Consider the following 19,052-nt stretch of genomic DNA (forward strand, 5'->3'; position numbering starts at 1 on the left):
CGCCGTAGTCGCATCCTCGCGAACAACTGGCAATCTAGCGATCGCGCAGCGTGCTGGCCAAGTGGCGGTCACCCATAACCGCAAGATCCCTAAAGATTGCGGTTACGGGGCGTGGGGTTACCTGCCGGACAGTCAGCGTTCGTCCCGCGTACGGCTTGCTCGGCTAGAACTTGCACCATGACCGAACAGAACGCGTTCCCCACGATCAGCCGCCGCACCGCTCTGCGGGCGGGTTTCGTCGGTGCTGGCGCGCTCGCCACCGGCCTGTTGACCGCCGGCACGTCGAACGCCGCTCCCGCGCTGGTGCGTAGCGACCGCCCGGTGCTCACCCACGGCGTCCAGTCCGGCGATGTCACGGCACGGTCCGCGATCGTCTGGACCCGCGCGGACCGGCCGAGTCGGATGTATGTGGAGATCTCGCCGGACGAGAGTTTCCGTGCCGCGCGCCGCGTACGCGGGCCGCTGCTGACTCCGGACACCGGCGGCACCGGCCAGTTGCGCCTGCCCGGCCTGACTCCCGGAAAACCGCTGCATTACCGGGTGACCGCCGAAGAGATCACCTCCGGCGCGCGCAGTGAACCGGTGACCGGAGTACTCCGCACCGCGCCCGTGACGCCGACCGATATCCGGCTGCTGTGGGCCGGTGACGTCGCCGGCCAGGGCTGGGGGATCAACCCGGACATCGGCGGTATGCCGATCTTTCGCGCGATGCTCGCCCGGGAACCCGATCTGTTCCTGCACAGCGGCGACACCGTGTACGCGGATCACCCACTTGCCGAACGGGTCACCCTGCCGGACGGGCGGGTCTGGCGCAATCTGCTGACCCCGGAGAAGGAGAAGGTCGCCGAAACCCTGGACGAGTATCGCGGGCAGTGGGCCTACAACCTGCTCGACGAACCGTTCCGGGAGTTCCTCGCCGCCGTACCCAGCTACGTACAGTGGGACGACCACGAGGTCGTGAACAATTGGTATCCAGGTGAGATACTGGATCTGCCGGAATACACCGAGAAAAACGTCGACGTGCTTGCCGCGCGGGCGCTGCGCGCCTTCCATGAATGGCAGCCGATCGACCGCAAGGCCACTGTGGACGGCAGGGTGTACCGCAGCTTTCGATACGGCCCGCAGGTCGAGGTCTTCGTCCTCGATATGCGCAGCCACCGGGACGCGAACACCGCGGATCCGCGCGGCGATGGTCGTATTCTTGGCGAGAAGCAGACGAACTGGCTGATCAACGCCCTCAACAAGAGCACCGCGACCTGGAAGATCGTGCAGTCGGACATGCCGATCGGGTTGATCATCCCGGACGACGAGGACATGGAAGGCGTGTCCAACGGTCTGCCAGGCGAGCCGGGCGGGCGCGAAGTGGAACTCGCCAAGGTGCTCAAGGAGATCGCGCGCCGGCAGGTGCGCAATGTGGTGTGGGTGACCGCCGATGTGCATTACACCGCCGCGCATCACTACGCGCCCGAGCGCGCGGCCTTCCGTGATTTCGCGCCGTTCTGGGAATTCGTCAGCGGCCCCCTGCACGCGGGTTCGTCGGGCACCAGGGAGCTGGACCCGACGTTCGGGCCACGTGTGGAGTTCCAGCATGCGCCCGACTACGACGCCTCACCGCTGGACAACTTCCGGCACTTCGGCGAACTGGAAGTCAGCGCCGGCAGTGGTGAGCTGACCGTCCACCTGCGGGATGCGGCCGGAGCGGCACTGTGGTCGAAGACCCTGCGGCCGGAGTAGCGCGGCCAACGCCTTAAGCTGCGCGAACGAGTGTCAACATCGATAAAGGAGAAGCACCGTCGTGAGTGAGCGCACGCTGGTACTGGTCAAACCCGATGGCGTAAGCAGGGGCCTGGTCGGCGAGGTGATCTCGCGGATCGAGCGTAAGGGGCTGCGGCTGGTCGCGCTGGAACTGCGCAACGTCGCGCGTTCGGTCGCCGAAGAGCACTACGCGGAGCACAAGGACAAGCCGTTCTTCGGCGATCTTCTCGAGTTCATCACCTCGGGTCCGCTGGTCGCGGCAATCGTGGAGGGTCCGCGGGCGGTGGCCGCGTTCCGGCAGCTCGCCGGCGGCACCGATCCGGTAGAGAAGGCCACGCCGGGCACCCTGCGTGGCGACTATGCGCTGGAGACCCAGTTCAACCTGGTACACGGGTCGGACTCGGTGGAATCCGCGGAGCGCGAGCTCAAGCTCTGGTTCCCGGACAACTGAGCGGTTGCTGGCTAGGTCCCGGCAGGGTTACCCGTGCCGGGACTTATTCGGTTTTTTATCGTCGGTGCCGCCATCTACAGTGCAGTCGGTTGACTTCCAGTCCGGTCGAGGTTGCACGGTGGAGACATGACGACGGTGGGGGATGGCGTACTCGTCCAAGCCAACGGCTTGGTCAAACGCTTTGGCGAGTTCACCGCGGTCGGCGGGATCGACGTCGCGGTGCGCAAAGGTGAGGCGTTCGGTTTTCTCGGGCCGAACGGCGCGGGCAAATCGTCCACGATGCGGATGGTGGCCTGTGTCTCCCCGCGCACCGAGGGTGAGCTCTCGGTACTCGGTATGGACCCGGACCGCGATGGCCCGCGGATCCGTGCCCGACTCGGTGTCGTCCCGCAGCTGGACAATCTGGATACCGAGCTGACGGTTCGGCAGAACCTGCAGGTCTACGGTCGCTACTTCGGTCTTTCCCGGGCAACGGTCCGGGCGAAGGCGACCGAGCTGATGGAGTTCGCGCAACTGTCCGAACGGGCCGATGACGAGGTCGAGCCGCTCTCCGGCGGGATGAAGCGGCGGCTGACCATCGCCCGCTCGCTGGTCAACGACCCCGAACTGCTGCTGTTGGACGAACCGACCACCGGCCTCGATCCACAGGCACGACACCTGCTCTGGGACAAGCTCTACCGGCTCAAGCAGCAGGGCGTCACCCTGATCATCACTACGCATTTCATGGACGAGGCCGAGCAGTTGTGCGACCGGCTGGTGGTCATGGACCACAGTCGAATCGTCGCGGAAGGCGCCCCGAGCGCGCTGATCAAGCAGTACTCCACACGGGAAGTACTCGAACTGCGCTTCAACCCTGGCGAGCAGCAGGACGCGCTGGACAACGGCGTCGCCGACCTCGTCGAGCGGATCGAGGTGCTGCCGGACCGGTTGCTGCTCTACACCGAGAACGGCGAGTCGACGCTGGAAACCGCGCATGCGAAAGGCATCCGCCCGTTGTCCAGCCTGGTCCGGCGAAGCACCCTCGAAGACGTCTTCCTGCGGTTGACCGGCCGAAGCTTGGTGGACTGACCGTGCCACAGGTGAGCGCCCCGACGACCCAGGCGACCGGCAGAGTGGTGCGTAGTCCACACGCGGCCTGGCTGCGCGTGGAGGGTCACTGGCAGTGGTACCGACGGCACTGGCATTCCACCCTGTTCAGCAGCATCGCGCAGCCGATCCTCTTCCTCGTCGCGATGGGCATGGGTTTCGGTTCGCAGGTGGAGCCAAGCGAAGCGACCAGGAACCTGCCGTACCTGGTCTATCTGGCGCCGGCGATGCTGGTGGTTGGCGCGCTGCAGAACGCGGTCGGGGAGTCCTCCTACCCGGTGCTTTCCGGGTTCAAATGGCAAAAGGACTACTGGGCGGTCACCGCCACGCCGATTACCCCCGGCCAGCTGCTCGCCGGTCAACAGATCTGGATCGCGCTCGTCATCGGCTTCAACGGCTGCGCCTTCGTGCTGATCGCCACGCTGCTCGGCGCCGTGCAGAGCCCGGGCATCCTGCTCTCGCTGCTGGCAATGGTGCTGACCGGGATGGCGTGTAGCGCGCCGGTCGTGGCGCTGGCCGCCACGGTGACCAACGACGGCAACGCGTTCAACGGCATCTTCCGGTTCGTCGTGATGCCGATGACGCTGTTCTCCGGGACCTTCTTCCCGGTTTCGCAGTTGCCCGAATGGGCCCAGCCGGTCGTCTGGCTGAGCCCGCTCTGGCACGGCACCGAGCTGTCCAGGGCCGCGGCCTTCGGCGGCGCCGAGTTCGGGCCCGTGTTCGGCCACGTCGCCTATCTGGTTGGCCTGTTCGCGCTGGGGATATGGCTAGCCCGGTGGCGGTTTCGGCGAAGGTTGGTGGTCTGAGCGATGTCCACGACCCAGACCGATACCAGGGTGGTCAGTCCGCTGCTGCGGATCGCGCCGACCGGCATGTACGCACGCCGCGCCCGGATGCTGGTCGAGCGTTCGGTGCTGGTCAGCCGCAAGATGTGGCTGATCATCCTTTCCGGGTTCTTCGAGCCGCTGTTCTACCTGCTCGCCTTCCAGGTCGGCTTCGGCAAACTGGTGGAAACCGTGCAGGGCCCCGGCGGTCAGACAATGAGCTACGTGGCCTTCGTCGCGCCCGCGCTGCTCGCCTCGTCCGCGATGAATGGCGCGGTATACGACTCCACGTTCAACATCTTCTTCAAGATGAGATACCAGCGGCTCTACGAAGGGGTGCTGGCCACCCCGCTCGGCCCGCTCGATATCGCGATGGGGGAGATCAGCTGGGCCCTGGTGCGCGGTGTGCTCTATGCCGTTGCCTTCTTTGCCGTGGTGTCCGGGATGGGCTTGGTGACCTCGCCGTGGGCGCTGCTGATGGTGCCGGTGGCGATTCTGATCGCGTTCGCCTTCGCCGCGATCGGGATGGCCGCGACCACGTGGATCCGGTCCACCACGGACTTCGGCTTGATCCAGTTGGTGCTGATCCCGATGTTCCTGTTCTCCACCACGTTCTTCCCGTTGAGCGTGTTCCCCGGCGCGGTGCAGGTCATCATTCAGATCTTCCCGCTGTATCACGGGGTCGAGCTGATGCGTGGATTGGCGACCGGGGTGCTCGATCCGAGCATGCTCGGACACCTTGCCTATCTCGTGGTGCTCGCCGTCGTCGGCATGCTGGTCGCCGCCCGCAGGTTGCGTGTCCTGCTGCTGCGCTGAGTTATCCGGGCTACTGGACCCACCGCCACCGCCGGAGCCCGCTGGGCTCGTTTACCCTGGACAACCGTGAGCGTCGAGTCCGTTTTCCCCAGGTTGGAACCGCTGCTGCCGAAGGTGGCCAAACCTGTGCAGTACGTCGGCGGTGAACTCAACGCGACCACCAAGGAGTGGGACGCGGTCGCCGTGCGTTGGGCGCTGATGTATCCGGACGCCTACGAGGTCGGCGTGGCCAACCAGGGCGTCATGATCCTCTACGAGGTGCTCAACGAGCGGCCCGATGCGCTCGCCGAACGCACCTACTCGGTGTGGCCGGATCTGGAAGAGCTGATGCGTGCGCACGGCGTGCCACAGTTCACCGTCGATGCGCACCGACCGGTCGGTGCCTTCGACGTGTTCGGGATCAGCTTCGCCACCGAACTCGGCTACACCAATATGCTCACCGCGCTTGACCTCGCCGGAATCCCGCTGCACGCGAGCGAGCGCGGGTTGGACGATCCGATCGTGCTCGGTGGCGGGCACGCCGCGTTCAACCCGGAGCCGATCGCCGAGTTCCTGGACGCAGCCGTGCTCGGCGACGGTGAGGAAGCGGTCGGCGAGATCACCGACATCCTGCGCGACTGGAAAGCGGCCGGTCGGCCCGGTGGCAGGGACGAGCTGCTCACCCGGCTGGCCGAAACGGGCAACGTGTACGTGCCGAAGTTCTACGACGTGCGCTACCTGGCCAGCGGCGGTATCGACACGGTCCTGCCGAACCGGGAACGGGTTCCGGAACGGGTCGGCAAGCGCACCACGATGGACCTGGACGAGTGGCCGTACCCGAAACAACCGCTGGTGCCGCTCGCGGAGAGCGTGCACGAGCGGATGAGCGTCGAGATCTTCCGCGGCTGCACCCGTGGCTGCCGGTTCTGCCAGGCCGGCATGATCACCCGCCCGGTGCGGGAACGGTCCATTCAGGGCATCGGCGACATGGTGCACAATGGACTGGAGGCGAGCGGGTTCCAGGAAGTCGGTCTGCTCAGCCTGTCCAGTGCGGATCACTCGGAGATCGGGGAGATCGCCAAAGGGCTCGCCGATCGCTACGAGGGAACCAACACCGGGCTGAGCCTGCCGAGCACCAGGGTCGATGCGTTCAATGTGGACCTCGCGAACGAGCTGTCCCGCAACGGCAGGCGATCCGGGCTGACGTTCGCGCCGGAGGGTGGTAGTGAGCGGATCCGGCGGGTCATCAACAAGATCGCGTCTGAGGAAGATCTGATTAGGACGGTCAGTACCGCGTATGCCAGCGGCTGGCGGCAAGTGAAGCTGTACTTCATGTGCGGGCTACCGACCGAGACAGATGAGGATGTCCTGCAGATCGCGCATATGGCGCACGAGGTCATCCGCGCCGGGCGCGAAGCGAGTGGGCGCAAGGACATTCGCTGCACCATCTCGATCGGCGGGTTCGTGCCGAAGCCACACACGCCGTTCCAGTGGGCCGCACAGTCTGATCCGGCCACGGTGGACAACAGGTTGCGCAAACTGCGAGCCGAGGTCAACTCGGACCGCAAGCTCGGTCGCAATATTGGAATGCGTTACCACGACGGGGAGCCGAGCTTTATCGAAGGACTGCTCTCCAGGGGCGACCGGCGCATCGGCAAGGTCATCGAGCGGGTATGGCGCGAAGGCGGCCGGTTCGATGGCTGGCAGGAGCGCTTCTCGTACCAGCGGTGGGTGGACGCCGCGGATGCCGAATTGGAGCCGCTCGGGGTCAGCCTCGCCTGGTTCACCACCAGGGAGCGTGATGAGCTCGAGGTGTTGCCATGGGACCACCTGGACTCCGGGCTGGAGAAGGAATGGCTGTGGGCGGACTGGCAGGACGCGCTGAACGGCGAGGAGCAGGACGACTGTCGCTGGACGCCGTGCTTTGACTGCGGGGTATGCCCGACGATGGGCACCTCGATCCAGGTGGGACCGAGCGGACAACCACTGCTACCGATCTCCCCGGTATGACCCCGCCCGACACACCCCGTCACCGCAACCTTTAGGGATCTTGCGGTGACTTTCCGTGGTCGGTTCTTTAAGGGTCGCGTTCTTTAAGGTTAGCGAGCTTGGTTGGTGACGGCGGCCAGGGCGTCGACGAGACCGTTGCCGTAAAAGCCGTTGTACTCGGAATAGCCCGAGCAGTAGGCATCCTGCTGCCCATCGCCACTCAGGTCGTAATCGGTCGGGCAGGACACCGGCCGGGCCTGGTCGCCAAGCATGCCGCGCAACTCCTCCGGCCCACTGTCCGGATTCGCGGCGGCGAGCAGCGCGGCTACCCCGGCCACATGGGGCGCGGCCATCGATGTCCCGCAGTTCGTCGCATAACCCCGCGGCACCGTGGACAGTACGCAGCTGTCGGCGTCGGCGCGGCCCTGTTCCCTGGCACCGCCTGGGGCAGTGACGTCGATCGTGCCCAGCCCGTACGAGCTGTAGCCGGCCTTCACCCGCTCTGGTCCCACCGAGGACACGGCGACCACCTCGGACAACCCGGCCGGCAGTACATCGCAGCCCTTGCTCGGCGTCGTCGCCTTACGGTCCAGGTAGTCCCCGGGGGCCGTGCCAAGGTCGGCGGCCTCGTTGGTCGCCGCGGCGATGTTCAGCGTGCCGCGGTCGTCCGCGTACCGCACCGCCCGTCGTAGCGCCTCATACACCACCTGCTGACCGGCCCCGTCCTGGCAGGTGAACAACCACGGTTCAACGTAGAAGCTGCTGTTGGTGATGTCCATCTCGTTCTTGGCTGCCCACATGAACCCACAGACCGCTGCTTCCGGGGTCACCTGGCCGGCGTCGTCCACGACCCGTACCGAAGCCAGCCGGGTGTCTGGGGCGACCCCGGTGATGCCCTTGCCGTCATCGGCCGCGGCGAGAATGCCAGCGACATGCGTGCCATGCGCCGAGCTCCGTGGTGCCCACGCCGTCCGGCTGGTGTCTGGTTTGCCCGTGACACAGCTGGCTGAGGTCGTCGGATCCACGGCGGCCGCGAGGTCCGGGTGGCGCGCGTCGATGCCGGAATCCAGCACGCCGACGGTTACCTCCTGGCTGCCCTGCTGGTACTGCCGAGCCCGATCCGCGCCGATCATGCGCATATCCCATTGATCGCCGGTGCGGTCCGCGCTCGGCACCGCGGCAGGGTCGGTTGGTGCGAACTCGGTATCCGTGCTGGTGCCCTGCGTGTCGGCCGCGTCACGCTGGTTTGCCGAGTCGTCGCTGAGCTCGCTGGCCGCGCTGAACGCACGGTGGGTGCCGATCCGTTGGGTGAACTTCGCGTCGGCTGAGGTCGCCACGGCAACGGCGATCTCCGGGTAATACACGGTCGTGTCGCCGCAGGCACGGGTGATGGCCGAGCGCGCTTCGGTTTCCGGCGTGTCCTCGTCGAAGACCACGATGTACCGCGGCGCGGGGCCGGAAGCCGCGCAACCGGCGGGGCGCTCGGCTGGACTGCCGCTCGCGGGCATAGCAACGGCAAGCGCGCTCGCCGCGATGACGAACGTGACTACCGCCGCCGCCCTGATGCGGCCGCGCAGAGGCACAGCTGACCTCCAGGTATGGGTGTCGACCGGGTCGGGGTACCGGCCGAGCAACTGATGCGGACGGTAGTCAGCCACGCCGGCGCAGACAAGTGAATCCGGCAAAGTCCCCCAGTCGATACGGTGATACCCACGCTGGCCAACCCGGGTTACGGTGTGCCGGTTGGGCAGTCCACGGGCTGGCCAGCTCGTGGAAGTGCAGGCCAGCGAGTCAACAAGGGGGTAACTGCTGAACCGGCAAGATCAGCCCAACCCGTCACCCGCGCCGGTGGCAAAACTGCGGCTGCGTTATGCGAAACGCGGCAAGCTGCGGTTCACCTCACATCGAGATATCGCGCGCGCCGTGGAACGCGCCGTGCGCAAGGCGCATCTGCCCGTAGCGTTCTCCCAGGGTTTTAGCCCGCACCCGAAGCTGTCCTGGATCGGCGCGGCGCCCACCGGAGTGGCCAGCGAGGCGGAGTACGTGGAGATCCAATTGGTGGAACGCCGTGCGCCGGATGTCGTACGCACGGCCTTGAACGCGGCATTACCCAACGGTCTGACCGTGCTCGATGTGGTAGATGCCACAGGCGGCTCGCTCGCCGAGCGGATCGAGGCAAGCGAATGGCTGCTCGAGCTGCCGGGTATCGCCGACGACACCCTGCAAGCCGCGGCCGCCGCGTTGCTGGCCGTGCCGCATGTCGAGGTGGACCGCCTGACCAAGAACGGCATGCGCAAGCTGGACGTGCGGCCAGCGGTGCTGAGCCTGCGGACCGTGCGCCCCGAGGAATCCGGTTTGCCAGAAACTCCGCCGGAGGCCACGACCGGAGTTGGTCCGTATGGGATACTTGCGATGGTGGTACGGCAGACGACACCTACCGTGCGACCCGACGACGTACTGAGTGCGCTTGGTGTCGTCGCTGGTCTTGCGCCTCTGGTGCCCGTGAAGGCGACCCGGGTGGCGCAGGGTCGGCTCGACGACGCCGGTGGCCTCGTCGACCCGTTGCTCGAGGATCGGGGAGCGGGCGCCGCCGAAGTGGTCCATACGGGCCAACCGGTTCAGCACGTAGTCGACTGACCTGCCGTCACGCAAGCCGGGGGAGATATCCGGGGCGCGGGCGGCGCGAGGCAAGGATTCCCGCTTACCGGGTGCCACCCGAAGCGGAACAGAACAGAACAGGGCCCCTGCGCGGCCGCGTTTACGCCACTCGGTGCGATAAGCATCGGTGGCCGAGAACGCGCCCGGGGGCGGAGGAGCTACATGTCGAAGATCGACCAACCTGCCGGCGCGGACGGCGGGGATACCGGCACATCCAACTCAGCGCGATCGCCGGAGTTGCCGGAACGTATCCGAGTGCACGCACTCGCCAAACTACTCGGGATCACGAGCCGTGAGCTCGTCACCGAACTCGGCGAGTTGGGTGAACATCCGCGTAGCGCGCAGTCCAGCGTGTCGCGCGCCGTGGCGCAAGCCGTTTTCGACCGACGCGCCTCGGCCGCGGAGCCGGAACCAGCGGCCGAGCCGGCGGAACCGGTAGCCGCGGAACCAGCGGCGGCCGAGCCAGAGTCGGTAAGCCCGGAACCGGTAAGCCCAGAACCGGCCAGCCCGGAACCGGCCAGCGCCGAGGCGGCGCCCTCGGGTGCCCTGGCGCCCGTGTTCACTCCGCCGTCCCCGGTGTTCCTGCCGCCACGGCAGGAGGCGAGCACGCCAGCGCCGTCGGCCACCGATGAGCAGGAGTCCGCCGCCGAGGTTGAGGACACCCCGGACGATGACGGTTCCGCGGCGGACGAGGACCTGAACGGCCGTCGCCGGCGGCGTCGTGGCCGGCGTGGTCGCGGTCGTGGCAAGGGTGGCGCCGATGACGTCGAAGGCGCCGTAGCGGACAAAGAGGCCGGTAAGGACGGCGATGCCAGCCGGGCCAAGGCGGAGGACGCTGAGCGGGACAAGGCTGGCCAGTCGGACGGCGAATCAACCAAAAAGGGCAAATCCGCCAAATCAAACAAGTCTGCCAAGTCGGGTAAGTCCGATGATTCGAGCCAGGTGACCGATGGTGGTACCGCCGCGGAGGATGGCGCCACCAAGGACGAACCGGCAGAAGTCGACGGTGCGGAGGACGCCGACGGCGGTTCGCGGCGGCGACGCCGTCGCCGGCGGCGCAAGGGTAACGGCGATGACGATGGCACAACGAGTTCGGCCGACGATCCGCCGAACACGGTCACCCACGTCCGCGAAGCACGCGAAGAAAAGTCCGATGCCCGCAACGAGGTACGCAGCGTGCGTGGCTCGACGAGGCTGGAAGCCAAACGGCAGCGCCGTAGGGACGGCAGGGAAGCGGGACGGCGGCGCGCGCCGATCGTCTCCGAGGCGGAGTTCCTGGCCCGGCGCGAGTCGGTGGCGCGGTCCATGGTGGTTCGCGAGTCGGGGGACAGCACCCAGATTGGTGTGCTCGAGGACGGCGTGCTTGTCGAGCACTTCGTGACCTCGTCCGGCACCGGTTCGCTCGTCGGCAACGTGTACCTGGGCAGGGTGCAGAACGTGCTGCCGAGCATGGAAGCCGCGTTCGTGGATATCGGCCGAGGGCGTAATGCCGTGCTCTACGCGGGCGAAGTCGACTGGGACGCGGCCGGACTGGAAGGTAAATCCCGGCGGATCGAGCAGGCGCTGGCCACCGGCGACAGCGTGCTCGTTCAGGTGACAAAGGATCCGGCCGGACACAAGGGTGCCCGGTTGACCACGCAGATCAGCCTGCCTGGTCGGTTCCTGGTGTACGTGCCGAGCGGGGGCGCCACCGGGATCAGCCGGAAGCTGCCGGAAAACGAGCGCAAGCGGCTCAAGGACATCCTCAAACGGATCGTGCCGGACGACGCGGGCGTGATCATTCGCACCGCCTCCGAGGGGATCAGCGAGGACGAGCTGGCCCGCGACGTGCGCCGGCTACAGGCCCAGTGGCAGGTGATCAAGGACAAGGCCGAGGGCGGCGACAACGTCAAGAAGGCGAGCGCTCCGGCGCTGCTCTATGAAGAGCCGGATCTGCTGATCAAGGTCGTCCGTGACCTGTTCACCGAGGACTTCACCTCGTTGACGGTGGAAGGTGCCACCGCGTGGGAAACCATCGAGGCCTACGTGCAGCATGTCGCGCCGGACCTGACGGACCGGTTGAAGCGTCATGTCGGCGGCCCCGATGTGTTCAGCGTGCACCGGATCGACGAGCAGATCACCAAGGCGCTGGACCGCAAGGTCTGGCTGCCGTCGGGTGGCTACCTGGTGATCGATCGCACCGAAGCGATGACCGTGATCGATGTGAACACCGGTAAGTTCACTGGCTCCGGTGGAAACCTTGAGGAGACGGTGACCAGGAACAACCTGGAGGCCGCCGAGGAGATCGTGCGTCAGCTACGGCTGCGGGACATCGGCGGGATCATCGTGATCGACTTCATCGACATGGTGTTGGAGTCGAACCGCGATCTGGTGTTGCGCCGGCTCACCGAATGCCTTGGCCGGGACCGCACCCGCCATCAGGTCGCCGAGGTGACCTCGCTGGGACTGGTGCAGATGACGCGTAAGCGAGTGGGCACCGGATTGCTCGAGGCCTACAGCACGACGTGTGAACACTGCCGGGGTCGTGGCGTGGTGGTGTCCACCGAGCCAACCAAATCCGGGAACGGCAACGGTAACGGCGGGGGGAACGGGAACCAGCAGTCGCAAGGTGGTTCGCGGCGTTCCCGGCAGCGTGGGCGTGGTGATGACCGCGCGAAGGGCGAGGACCGCGCGAAGGGCACTGACGACAAGACTGAGGACAAGTCCGGCCCAGATAAATCCGGCCCAGATAAAACCGGCCCAGATAAATCGGGTCCAGATACGTCCGGCCCAGATGCCTCTGGCGCAGAGCAGTCGGATTCCGCGAAACCCGCCGCCGACGTGCCGGTCAAGCCGGCCGAGCCGGTTGTGGAGCAGTCCGGGGCGGTGATCGAGCCACCCGCGGCGGAACCGTCCGGGCCCGCTGTGGAGCAGGCGACGGAGCCAGCCGAGCCCGGTAAGCCAGCCGAGCCCGCCAAGACTGCCGAGCCCGCGGTCAACGTGAGCTCCGGGAGCAAACCGAGGGGGCGTGGGCAGCGCCCCGCGGGACCGCCGGCCACCGCGACCGTGGTCGAACCGGTTCGGGTCCCGGCGAGTACGACCACCGGCGATCCGGCGGCTTCCGGGCGGCCAGCGTCCAACGGAGCGGCATCGGCGGAGCAGGCTGCCTCGACCGGGCACGGTAGCGCTGCGGTGCGGGAATCGGGCGAGTCGGGCGCCGCTCGGCCCCGGCCCCGTGCGCCGCGCCGCGCCGCATCGCGGCCGGCAGGGCCACCGCCCGGGGCGCAGCAAGACAGCTAAGGAGTACCCCGGTGTCACATCGGCTAGCTCCGCCCCGTAACCTATAGGGCGGCCCGCTAGTCGGTGGGCCCGCGTCAGATGCCTAACCGCGTTTCCGGGTTCCCGGATGGTCGCGAGTCCGAGCGCATCGGGGCGCACCTGAGATTTGCGAACCAGTAGGCACTACGACCAGCAGGAGACTTCCGTGTCGGCGTACGCGATCGTCAAGACCGGCGGCAAGCAGTACAAGGTGGCTGTCGGCGACGTCGTCCAGGTCGAGAAGCTCGAGGGCGAGCCGGGCACCGAGCACACTTTCCCGGCACTGCTCGTCGTCGACGGCAGCGACGTCACGACGGATGCCGAAGCGCTCGGCAAGGTCTCGGTGACCGGCAAGGTCCTCGAGCAGACCAAGGGTCGTAAGATCCGCATCCACAAGTTCAAGAACAAGACCGGTTACCACAAGCGCCAGGGTCATCGCCAGCGGCTGACCCGCGTTGAGGTCACTGGCATCAACAAGTAAGGGACCTGACCAGCCATGGCACATAAGAAGGGCGCATCCAGCTCTCGTAACGGCCGTGACTCGAACGCGAAGCGTCTTGGCGTGAAGCGGTTCGGCGGTCAGGTCGTGAACGCTGGCGAGATCATCATCCGGCAGCGCGGCACGAAGTTCCACCCCGGGGTGAACGTCGGTCGCGGCGGCGACGACACACTGTTCGCGCTGGCGGCCGGTTCCGTGCAGTTCGGCGAGAAGCGCGGCCGTAAGCTCGTGAACATCGTTCCGGCGGACGGCTGAGGCTAGATTCTCCGCGACCAAGCGGCGTGTGTCCCCCTGGTGACGGGTGTGGACCGCGCCGCTTGTTCGCGTTCTGGGCGCGACTGCCGGGTGTCTTCGTATGCTGGTGGCAGGCCGCCGGCTCACCTTCGGAAAGGAACAACCCGTGTCCCGCTTTGTCGACCGTGCGGTGATCCACGCTGTGGCCGGCGGGGGCGGCAACGGATGCGCGTCCGTGCATCGGGAGAAGTTCAAGCCGCTCGGCGGACCGGATGGCGGTAACGGCGGTAACGGCGGCGATGTCGTGCTTGTCGTCGACGCTGGCGTACATACCCTGCTCGACTTCCATTTCCGCCCGCATGCCAAGGCCACGAATGGCAAGCAGGGGCAGGGCAGCAACCGCAACGGCGCCGCGGGCGAAGACCTGGAGCTGCGGGTACCAGATGGAACCGTGGTGCTCGACGAGGACGGCGAGATCCTTGCCGACCTGGTCGGTGCGGGCACCCGTTACATCGCCGCGCAGGGCGGTCGCGGCGGGCTCGGCAATGCCGCGCTTGCCTCCAAATCACGGAAGGCGCCCGGTTTCGCGTTGCTCGGCGAGCCCGGAACGGCACGAGATCTCACGCTCGAGCTGCGTTCAGTCGCCGATGTTGGGCTGGTTGGCTTTCCGTCAGCAGGTAAGTCCTCGCTGATCGCGGTGCTTTCCGCGGCGCGGCCCAAGATCGCCGACTATCCGTTCACCACCCTGGTGCCGAACCTGGGCGTGGTCACCGCGGGCGACGAGGTGTTCACCATCGCCGATGTGCCGGGGCTCATTCCTGGCGCCAGCGAAGGCAAGGGGCTCGGGCTGGATTTCCTCCGGCATATCGAGCGGTGCGCCGTGCTGGTGCACGTTGTGGACTGTGCCACCTTCGAATCCGGCAGGGACCCGATCTCCGATGTGGACGCGTTGGAAGCCGAGCTGGCCAAGTACACGCCGTCGCTTGGTGGTGATCTCGACTCCCGGCCACGCCTGATCGTCCTGAACAAAGTGGACGTTCCTGATGCGGCCGAGCTCGCCGAACTGGTCCGCCCTGAGTTGACCGCGCGCGGTTTCCGGGTGTTCGAAGTGTCCACGGCAAGCAGGGATGGCTTGCGCGAGTTGGGTTTCGCGATGGCCGAGGCGGTCGCCAGCGACCGCCTCGCGCGGCCAAAGGTGAGCGCGCCGCGACAGGTGGTTCGCCCGGTCGCGGTGGACGATCGAGGATTCACCGTGCACCGCGATCCGGAGAATCCCGAGGGTTTCCTGGTACGGGGGCAGCGCCCGGAACGGTGGGTGCGGCAGACCGATTTCGCGAACAACGAGGCGGTCGGGTATCTCGGCGATCGCCTCGCGCGCCTTGGCGTCGAGGAAGAACTGGCCAGCCAGGGCGCGCAGCCCGGCGCACCGGTCACGATCGCCGGCTATACCTTCGACTGGGAGCCGACCACGCCTGCCGGCGTCGCGGTCGTGCGTTCCGGTCGTGGTTCCGACCCGCGCTTGGATGAGGACAACCGGATCAGCGCGGCCGAACGTAAACAGGCGCGCCGGATCCGCCGGACCGGGGAGCCGGACCCGGATGGCGAGCGGGCGGCGCGCCCGCACGAGGAATCCGAATGACCGAGCCGAATACCCGGGCGGCCGTGGCTGCGGCGCGCCGGTTGGTGGTCAAGGTCGGTTCCTCCGCACTGACCACCGCGCACGACGGGCTCGACGCGGACCGGCTGGACACGCTGGTGGACGGCATCGCCGGCCGGGTCAGCAGGGATAGCCAGGTTGTGCTGGTCTCCTCGGGCGCGATCGGGGCCGGTATCGCGCCGCTCGGGCTTCGCGCGCGCCCGCGTGATCTCGTCACGCAGCAGGCGGCGGCAAGCGTGGGGCAACTCAGCCTGGCGCACGCCTACAGCGAATCGTTTCGCCGGCACGGTTTACGGGTTGGCCAGGTGCTGCTCACCGCCGACGACGTGGTGCGTCGCGCGCATTACCGCAACGCGCAGCGCACCCTGTCCCGGCTACTGATGCTCGGTGTGGTGCCGGTGATCAACGAGAACGACACCGTGGCGACCGAAGAGATCCGGTTCGGCGACAACGACCGGCTCGCCGCGCTCGTCGCGCATCTGGTCGGCGCCGACGCGCTCATCTTGCTGTCCGATGTGGATGCGCTTTACGACGGCGATCCTCGGCAGGGCGCGACGCGGCGGATCAGCGAGGTCACCGCGGAGTCGGAGTTGGCCGGTTTGCGAGTCGGGAAATCCAGTTCGGGGCTCGGCACCGGCGGCATGCTGTCCAAGGTCTCCGCCGCGAGCACCGCGGCGGCCGCCGGCATTCCGGTATTGCTCGCGGCGGCCGCGCACGCCGAGGACGCGCTCGGCGCCGCGGAGGTGGGGACGGCTTTCCAGGCCGCGAAGTCCCGGTTGTCCGCGCGCCGGTTCTGGCTCGGTTATGCCGCGGGCCCTGTTGGTCGGCTGCACCTCGATGACGGGGCGGTCGCCGCGGTGGTGCGCCGCCGCCGCTCTTTGCTCGCCGCCGGCATTACCGGCGTTGAGGGCGAGTTCGAGGCTGGAGACGTGGTCGATCTGGTCGATCCCGCCGAACAGCTCGTCGCGCGTGGCGTGGTCGCCTTCGACGCGGTCGAGTTGCCCTCGCTGATCGGCTACTCCAGCCGGGATCTGGCGCCGGAACAGCGCCGCGAGGTGGTGCACGCGGATGATCTGGTTCCGCTGCGCTAACACCCCTTCGACTGTGTGACTCAGATCACATCAATGTAGGTGGCTTTTGCCGTCACGATCCTCGCCCTCGGTACTCGATTAGGTATGCGGGTCTCCGCGGGGGAGTGACCCGCAGGTCCGGTGGTCCGCCCCCAGAACTACCGGACCCGTCGGTGCGGCGTGTGGTATGACCCGCAGCCGGGGCCATAACGGTCGACCCACACGCCGCACCGGCGATCGACGCACGTAGGCTGACCTGCTATGTCCGAGGGGCGGCGGATCGGTGTCATGGGCGGCACGTTTGATCCCATTCATCACGGTCACCTGGTTGCGGCCAGCGAGGTACAGGTCCGGTTCGAGTTGGACGAAGTGCTTTTCGTGCCGACCGGGCAACCGTGGCAGAAGGCCAGTAGGTCGGTCAGCGCGGCCGAGGACCGGTACCTGATGACGGTGATCGCGACCGCGTCCAACCCGCGGTTCTCCGTGCTGCGCATCGAGGTTGACCGGGATCGGCCCACCTATACCGTGGATACCCTGCATGAACTGCGCGAGTTGTATCCGGGCGACGAGCTGTACTTCATTACCGGCGCGGACGCGTTGGGGCAGATCCTGTCCTGGCGCAACGCCGAGGAGCTGTTCACCCTCGCGCATTTCGTCGGCGTCACCCGCCCTGGCTACCAGCTGCACGACCGGCATTTGCCGGGCGGCGCGGTGAGCCTGATCGAGGTGCCGGCGATGGCGATCTCGTCCAGCGATTGCCGTGCGCGGGTCTGTGCTGGTCAGCCGGTCTGGTATCTGGTGCCGGACGGGGTTGTGCAGTACATCACTAAGCGCGGCCTGTATCACTGCGACTAACCAGCCGCGTTTCGCGGGCTAACCGTGTTTTTTGCCGACGCTTCCCGGCATTGGGGGACCGTGCCGAGCCCGTTTTGCCTGTTTGCGGTGCAGGTAGGGCGGATATACGCTCACTGACACTGTTTCGAATCGGGCCAGCGCGGTCCGGGTGATCACACCGGATCAGCGCGGGATGGGGGCCACCCCGCTGCCGGCCACCACCCGTGCACCCAGCCTGACCGATGCGGCCGGCGATGTGCTGGACATGCTTGACCGGCTTGGGCTGCCGCAAGTGGTGATCGGCGGCTGCGAGATGGGCGGCTACGTTGCCATGGCGGTGCTGCGTGCCGCGCCGCACCGGGTGGCGGGCTTGCTGCTCAGCGACTGCACACCGAAGGGTGATTCGGTATCGCGGTGCGTCGAGCGGCTGAGTATCGCCGAGCGAGCGGAAACCGAGGGCACGGCCGGTTGGCTCGCGGAGCACACGCTGCCGAGCCTGTTCGGCCGAACGAGTCTGGAAACGCGTTCGGCGATGGTGCGCTGGACGCGTCAGCTGATTGAACTGCAATCCCCTGGTGGGGTTTCCTGGGCTCAGCGTGCCATGGCCGCTCGCCGGGATGTCACCGAGATCCTGCGGGATTCGACCATCCCCGCGCTGGTGCTTGTCGGGGAGCAGAACCAGCTCTTCTCGCCGGCGGAGGCGAAGCAGACCGTCGAGTTGCTGCCCTACGGCGAACTGACCGTGCTCCCCGGGGTTGGCCAGCTGTCCGCCTTGGAAGACTCCGGTACGTTCGCCGAGCTCGTACGCGGCTGGCTCGCCCGCTTTTAACCGCCGCGCGTGTTCTTGAGAGATCCTGCGGTTATTGGGCGCGCCGGAGGACGGCGGGTTTCAGACGGTGGAAACCGCGGACCGATACCGGTCGGCGGGGCCGCAGGACGTAGCGGCTGTCCTCGCGGAGCGCTTCGGCGAACGCGCGGTCCACCAGGACGCGTGCGGGGCGGGCGATCGAGGTCAATCGGCTGGCGATGTTCACCGTCGAGCCATAGACATCGCCGTACCGGCCGAGCACCCTGCCGTAGGCGAGTCCGGCGCGTAGCGATGGCAGCAGGTCGTCCTCTTCCGCCGCGTCCACCAGGTGCAGCGCGATCTCGGCCGCGTCCCGCGGCGTGCCGGCGAGAAACAGCACCTCATCGCCGAGCGTTTTGACCACCCTGCCGTAGTGGTCGGCCACGATCCCCGCCGCCACGGCCTCGAATCGCTCGAGCACGGTTGACAGCTCGGTCGCGCTGGACTGCCTGGTCAGGCTGGTGTAGCCGACCATATCGACGAATCCAACGGCCGAGATTCGGGTGTCCAGATCCTCGTCCTGGGTGGCCAGCGCACGCCCAGCGTAGGCAGCCAGGTGCCGCCGCCACACCAGGCTCTGCACCTCTTCGAGCTGCGGGAGCAACTGATCGATGAACCGGGTCAGCCGGCGGTCGTTACCGGCCAGTTCCGGATTGGCCGCGATGGCCGAGCGCAGCAGATCCACCTGCCATTCGGCGATCCGGGCAAGGTGCTGGCCGAGCGCGCGCGCCGTGGACACCTGCGCCGACACATCCAGGATTCCGTTCTGTACCAAGGCTTCCGCCACACGAAGCGCCTGCACATCGCTATCCGTGAACAGCACGGCGTCGTCCTCGGTACTGGCGAAACCCATTGCGCGCCACAGTTGCGCGGTGCGCTCCATGCTGACCCCGGCACGTTCGGCCACCTGGTGTCGGGTGTACTTACGGCGACCGCCGAGCAGGATCCGTTCGATCCGCCGTTGCACGATCTCCAGCTCGGCATCGTCCTCCGGCTCCGCGGCCGGTTGGTCCGTCTGTTCGGTGAGCTGATCCGAATCCGTGGGGTTCATGACCG

15 protein-coding genes and 1 pseudogene are annotated in these 19,052 nt (G+C 67.1%); 14 read left to right on the forward strand and 2 right to left on the reverse strand.

Features of this window, described 5'->3' with window-relative positions; translation table 11 throughout:
* Positions 1-177: 177 nt before the first annotated feature.
* The 6 genes from EV191_RS21035 to EV191_RS21060 all read left to right on the forward strand — a co-directional run bounded on the left by EV191_RS21035 (position 178) and on the right by EV191_RS21060 (position 6,921).
* Positions 178-1,734, forward strand: coding sequence for an alkaline phosphatase D family protein (locus EV191_RS21035; RefSeq protein ID WP_132878854.1), 1,557 nt, complete (start codon positions 178-180; stop codon positions 1,732-1,734).
* A 61-nt stretch (positions 1,735-1,795) separates the two neighbouring features.
* Positions 1,796-2,206 carry a nucleoside-diphosphate kinase gene (ndk, locus tag EV191_RS21040; RefSeq protein ID WP_132878855.1) on the forward strand — a complete coding sequence of 137 codons (411 nt, stop codon included), beginning with the start codon at positions 1,796-1,798 and terminating at the stop codon, positions 2,204-2,206.
* Positions 2,207-2,332: 126 nt separating this feature from the next.
* Positions 2,333-3,274: an ABC transporter ATP-binding protein gene (locus EV191_RS21045; protein WP_132878856.1), complete on the forward strand. Its 942-nt coding sequence runs from the start codon at positions 2,333-2,335 to the stop codon at positions 3,272-3,274.
* Positions 3,275-3,285: 11 nt separating this feature from the next.
* Positions 3,286-4,098: an ABC transporter permease gene (locus tag EV191_RS21050; protein WP_132878857.1), complete on the forward strand. Its 813-nt coding sequence runs from the start codon at positions 3,286-3,288 to the stop codon at positions 4,096-4,098.
* A 3-nt stretch (positions 4,099-4,101) separates the two neighbouring features.
* Positions 4,102-4,932: an ABC transporter permease gene (locus tag EV191_RS21055; RefSeq protein ID WP_132878858.1), complete on the forward strand. Its 831-nt coding sequence runs from the start codon at positions 4,102-4,104 to the stop codon at positions 4,930-4,932.
* Positions 4,933-4,998: 66 nt separating this feature from the next.
* Positions 4,999-6,921, forward strand: a complete 1,923-nt coding sequence (locus EV191_RS21060) for a TIGR03960 family B12-binding radical SAM protein (protein WP_132878859.1) — start codon at positions 4,999-5,001, stop codon at positions 6,919-6,921.
* Positions 6,922-7,010: 89 nt separating this feature from the next.
* On the opposite strand, the gene EV191_RS21065 is transcribed toward EV191_RS21060, so the two are convergent.
* The gene (locus EV191_RS21065; protein WP_243659102.1) at positions 7,011-8,483 is read right to left on the reverse strand and encodes a S8 family serine peptidase; all 1,473 of its coding nucleotides are present in this window, start codon (positions 8,481-8,483) and stop codon (positions 7,011-7,013) included.
* 265 nt (positions 8,484-8,748) lie between these two features.
* Between EV191_RS21065 and EV191_RS21070 the strand changes: the two genes are divergently transcribed.
* From EV191_RS21070 to EV191_RS21105, 8 genes and pseudogenes are all read left to right on the forward strand, one after another.
* Entirely contained in the window at positions 8,749-9,537 is a 789-nt protein-coding gene (locus EV191_RS21070; RefSeq protein ID WP_132878860.1) for a TIGR03936 family radical SAM-associated protein, read from the forward strand.
* Positions 9,538-9,720: 183 nt separating this feature from the next.
* A complete protein-coding gene (locus EV191_RS21075; protein ID WP_132878861.1) occupies positions 9,721-12,837 on the forward strand; it encodes a translation initiation factor IF-2 N-terminal domain-containing protein in 3,117 nt (1,038 codons plus the stop codon).
* Positions 12,838-13,021: 184 nt separating this feature from the next.
* Positions 13,022-13,336: a 50S ribosomal protein L21 gene (gene rplU, locus EV191_RS21080; protein ID WP_132878862.1), complete on the forward strand. Its 315-nt coding sequence runs from the start codon at positions 13,022-13,024 to the stop codon at positions 13,334-13,336.
* Positions 13,337-13,351: 15 nt separating this feature from the next.
* Entirely contained in the window at positions 13,352-13,609 is a 258-nt protein-coding gene (gene rpmA, locus EV191_RS21085; protein WP_132878863.1) for a 50S ribosomal protein L27, read from the forward strand.
* Positions 13,610-13,754: 145 nt separating this feature from the next.
* Positions 13,755-15,227 carry a GTPase ObgE gene (gene obgE / locus EV191_RS21090; RefSeq protein WP_243659103.1) on the forward strand — a complete coding sequence of 491 codons (1,473 nt, stop codon included), beginning with the start codon at positions 13,755-13,757 and terminating at the stop codon, positions 15,225-15,227.
* Positions 15,224-16,336 (forward strand): glutamate 5-kinase, encoded by a 1,113-nt coding sequence (proB, locus tag EV191_RS21095; RefSeq protein WP_132878865.1) that lies wholly within the window; start codon positions 15,224-15,226, stop codon positions 16,334-16,336. Before obgE ends, proB begins: the two co-directional genes overlap by 4 nt.
* Positions 16,337-16,576: 240 nt before the next feature.
* A complete protein-coding gene (nadD, locus tag EV191_RS21100; RefSeq protein WP_132878866.1) occupies positions 16,577-17,170 on the forward strand; it encodes a nicotinate-nucleotide adenylyltransferase in 594 nt (197 codons plus the stop codon).
* A 133-nt stretch (positions 17,171-17,303) separates the two neighbouring features.
* A pseudogene (locus EV191_RS21105) lies at positions 17,304-17,978 on the forward strand (alpha/beta fold hydrolase); the annotation flags it as partial.
* 31 nt (positions 17,979-18,009) lie between these two features.
* Here EV191_RS21105 and EV191_RS21110 read toward each other — a convergent pair.
* A complete protein-coding gene (locus EV191_RS21110) occupies positions 18,010-19,047 on the reverse strand; it encodes an adenylate/guanylate cyclase domain-containing protein (RefSeq protein WP_132878868.1) in 1,038 nt (345 codons plus the stop codon).
* Between the last annotated feature and the right edge of the window lie 5 nt (positions 19,048-19,052).

Origin of the sequence: Tamaricihabitans halophyticus, assembly GCF_004340875.1 — a bacterium.
In the GTDB taxonomy this organism is placed as follows: domain Bacteria; phylum Actinomycetota; class Actinomycetes; order Mycobacteriales; family Pseudonocardiaceae; genus Tamaricihabitans; species Tamaricihabitans halophyticus.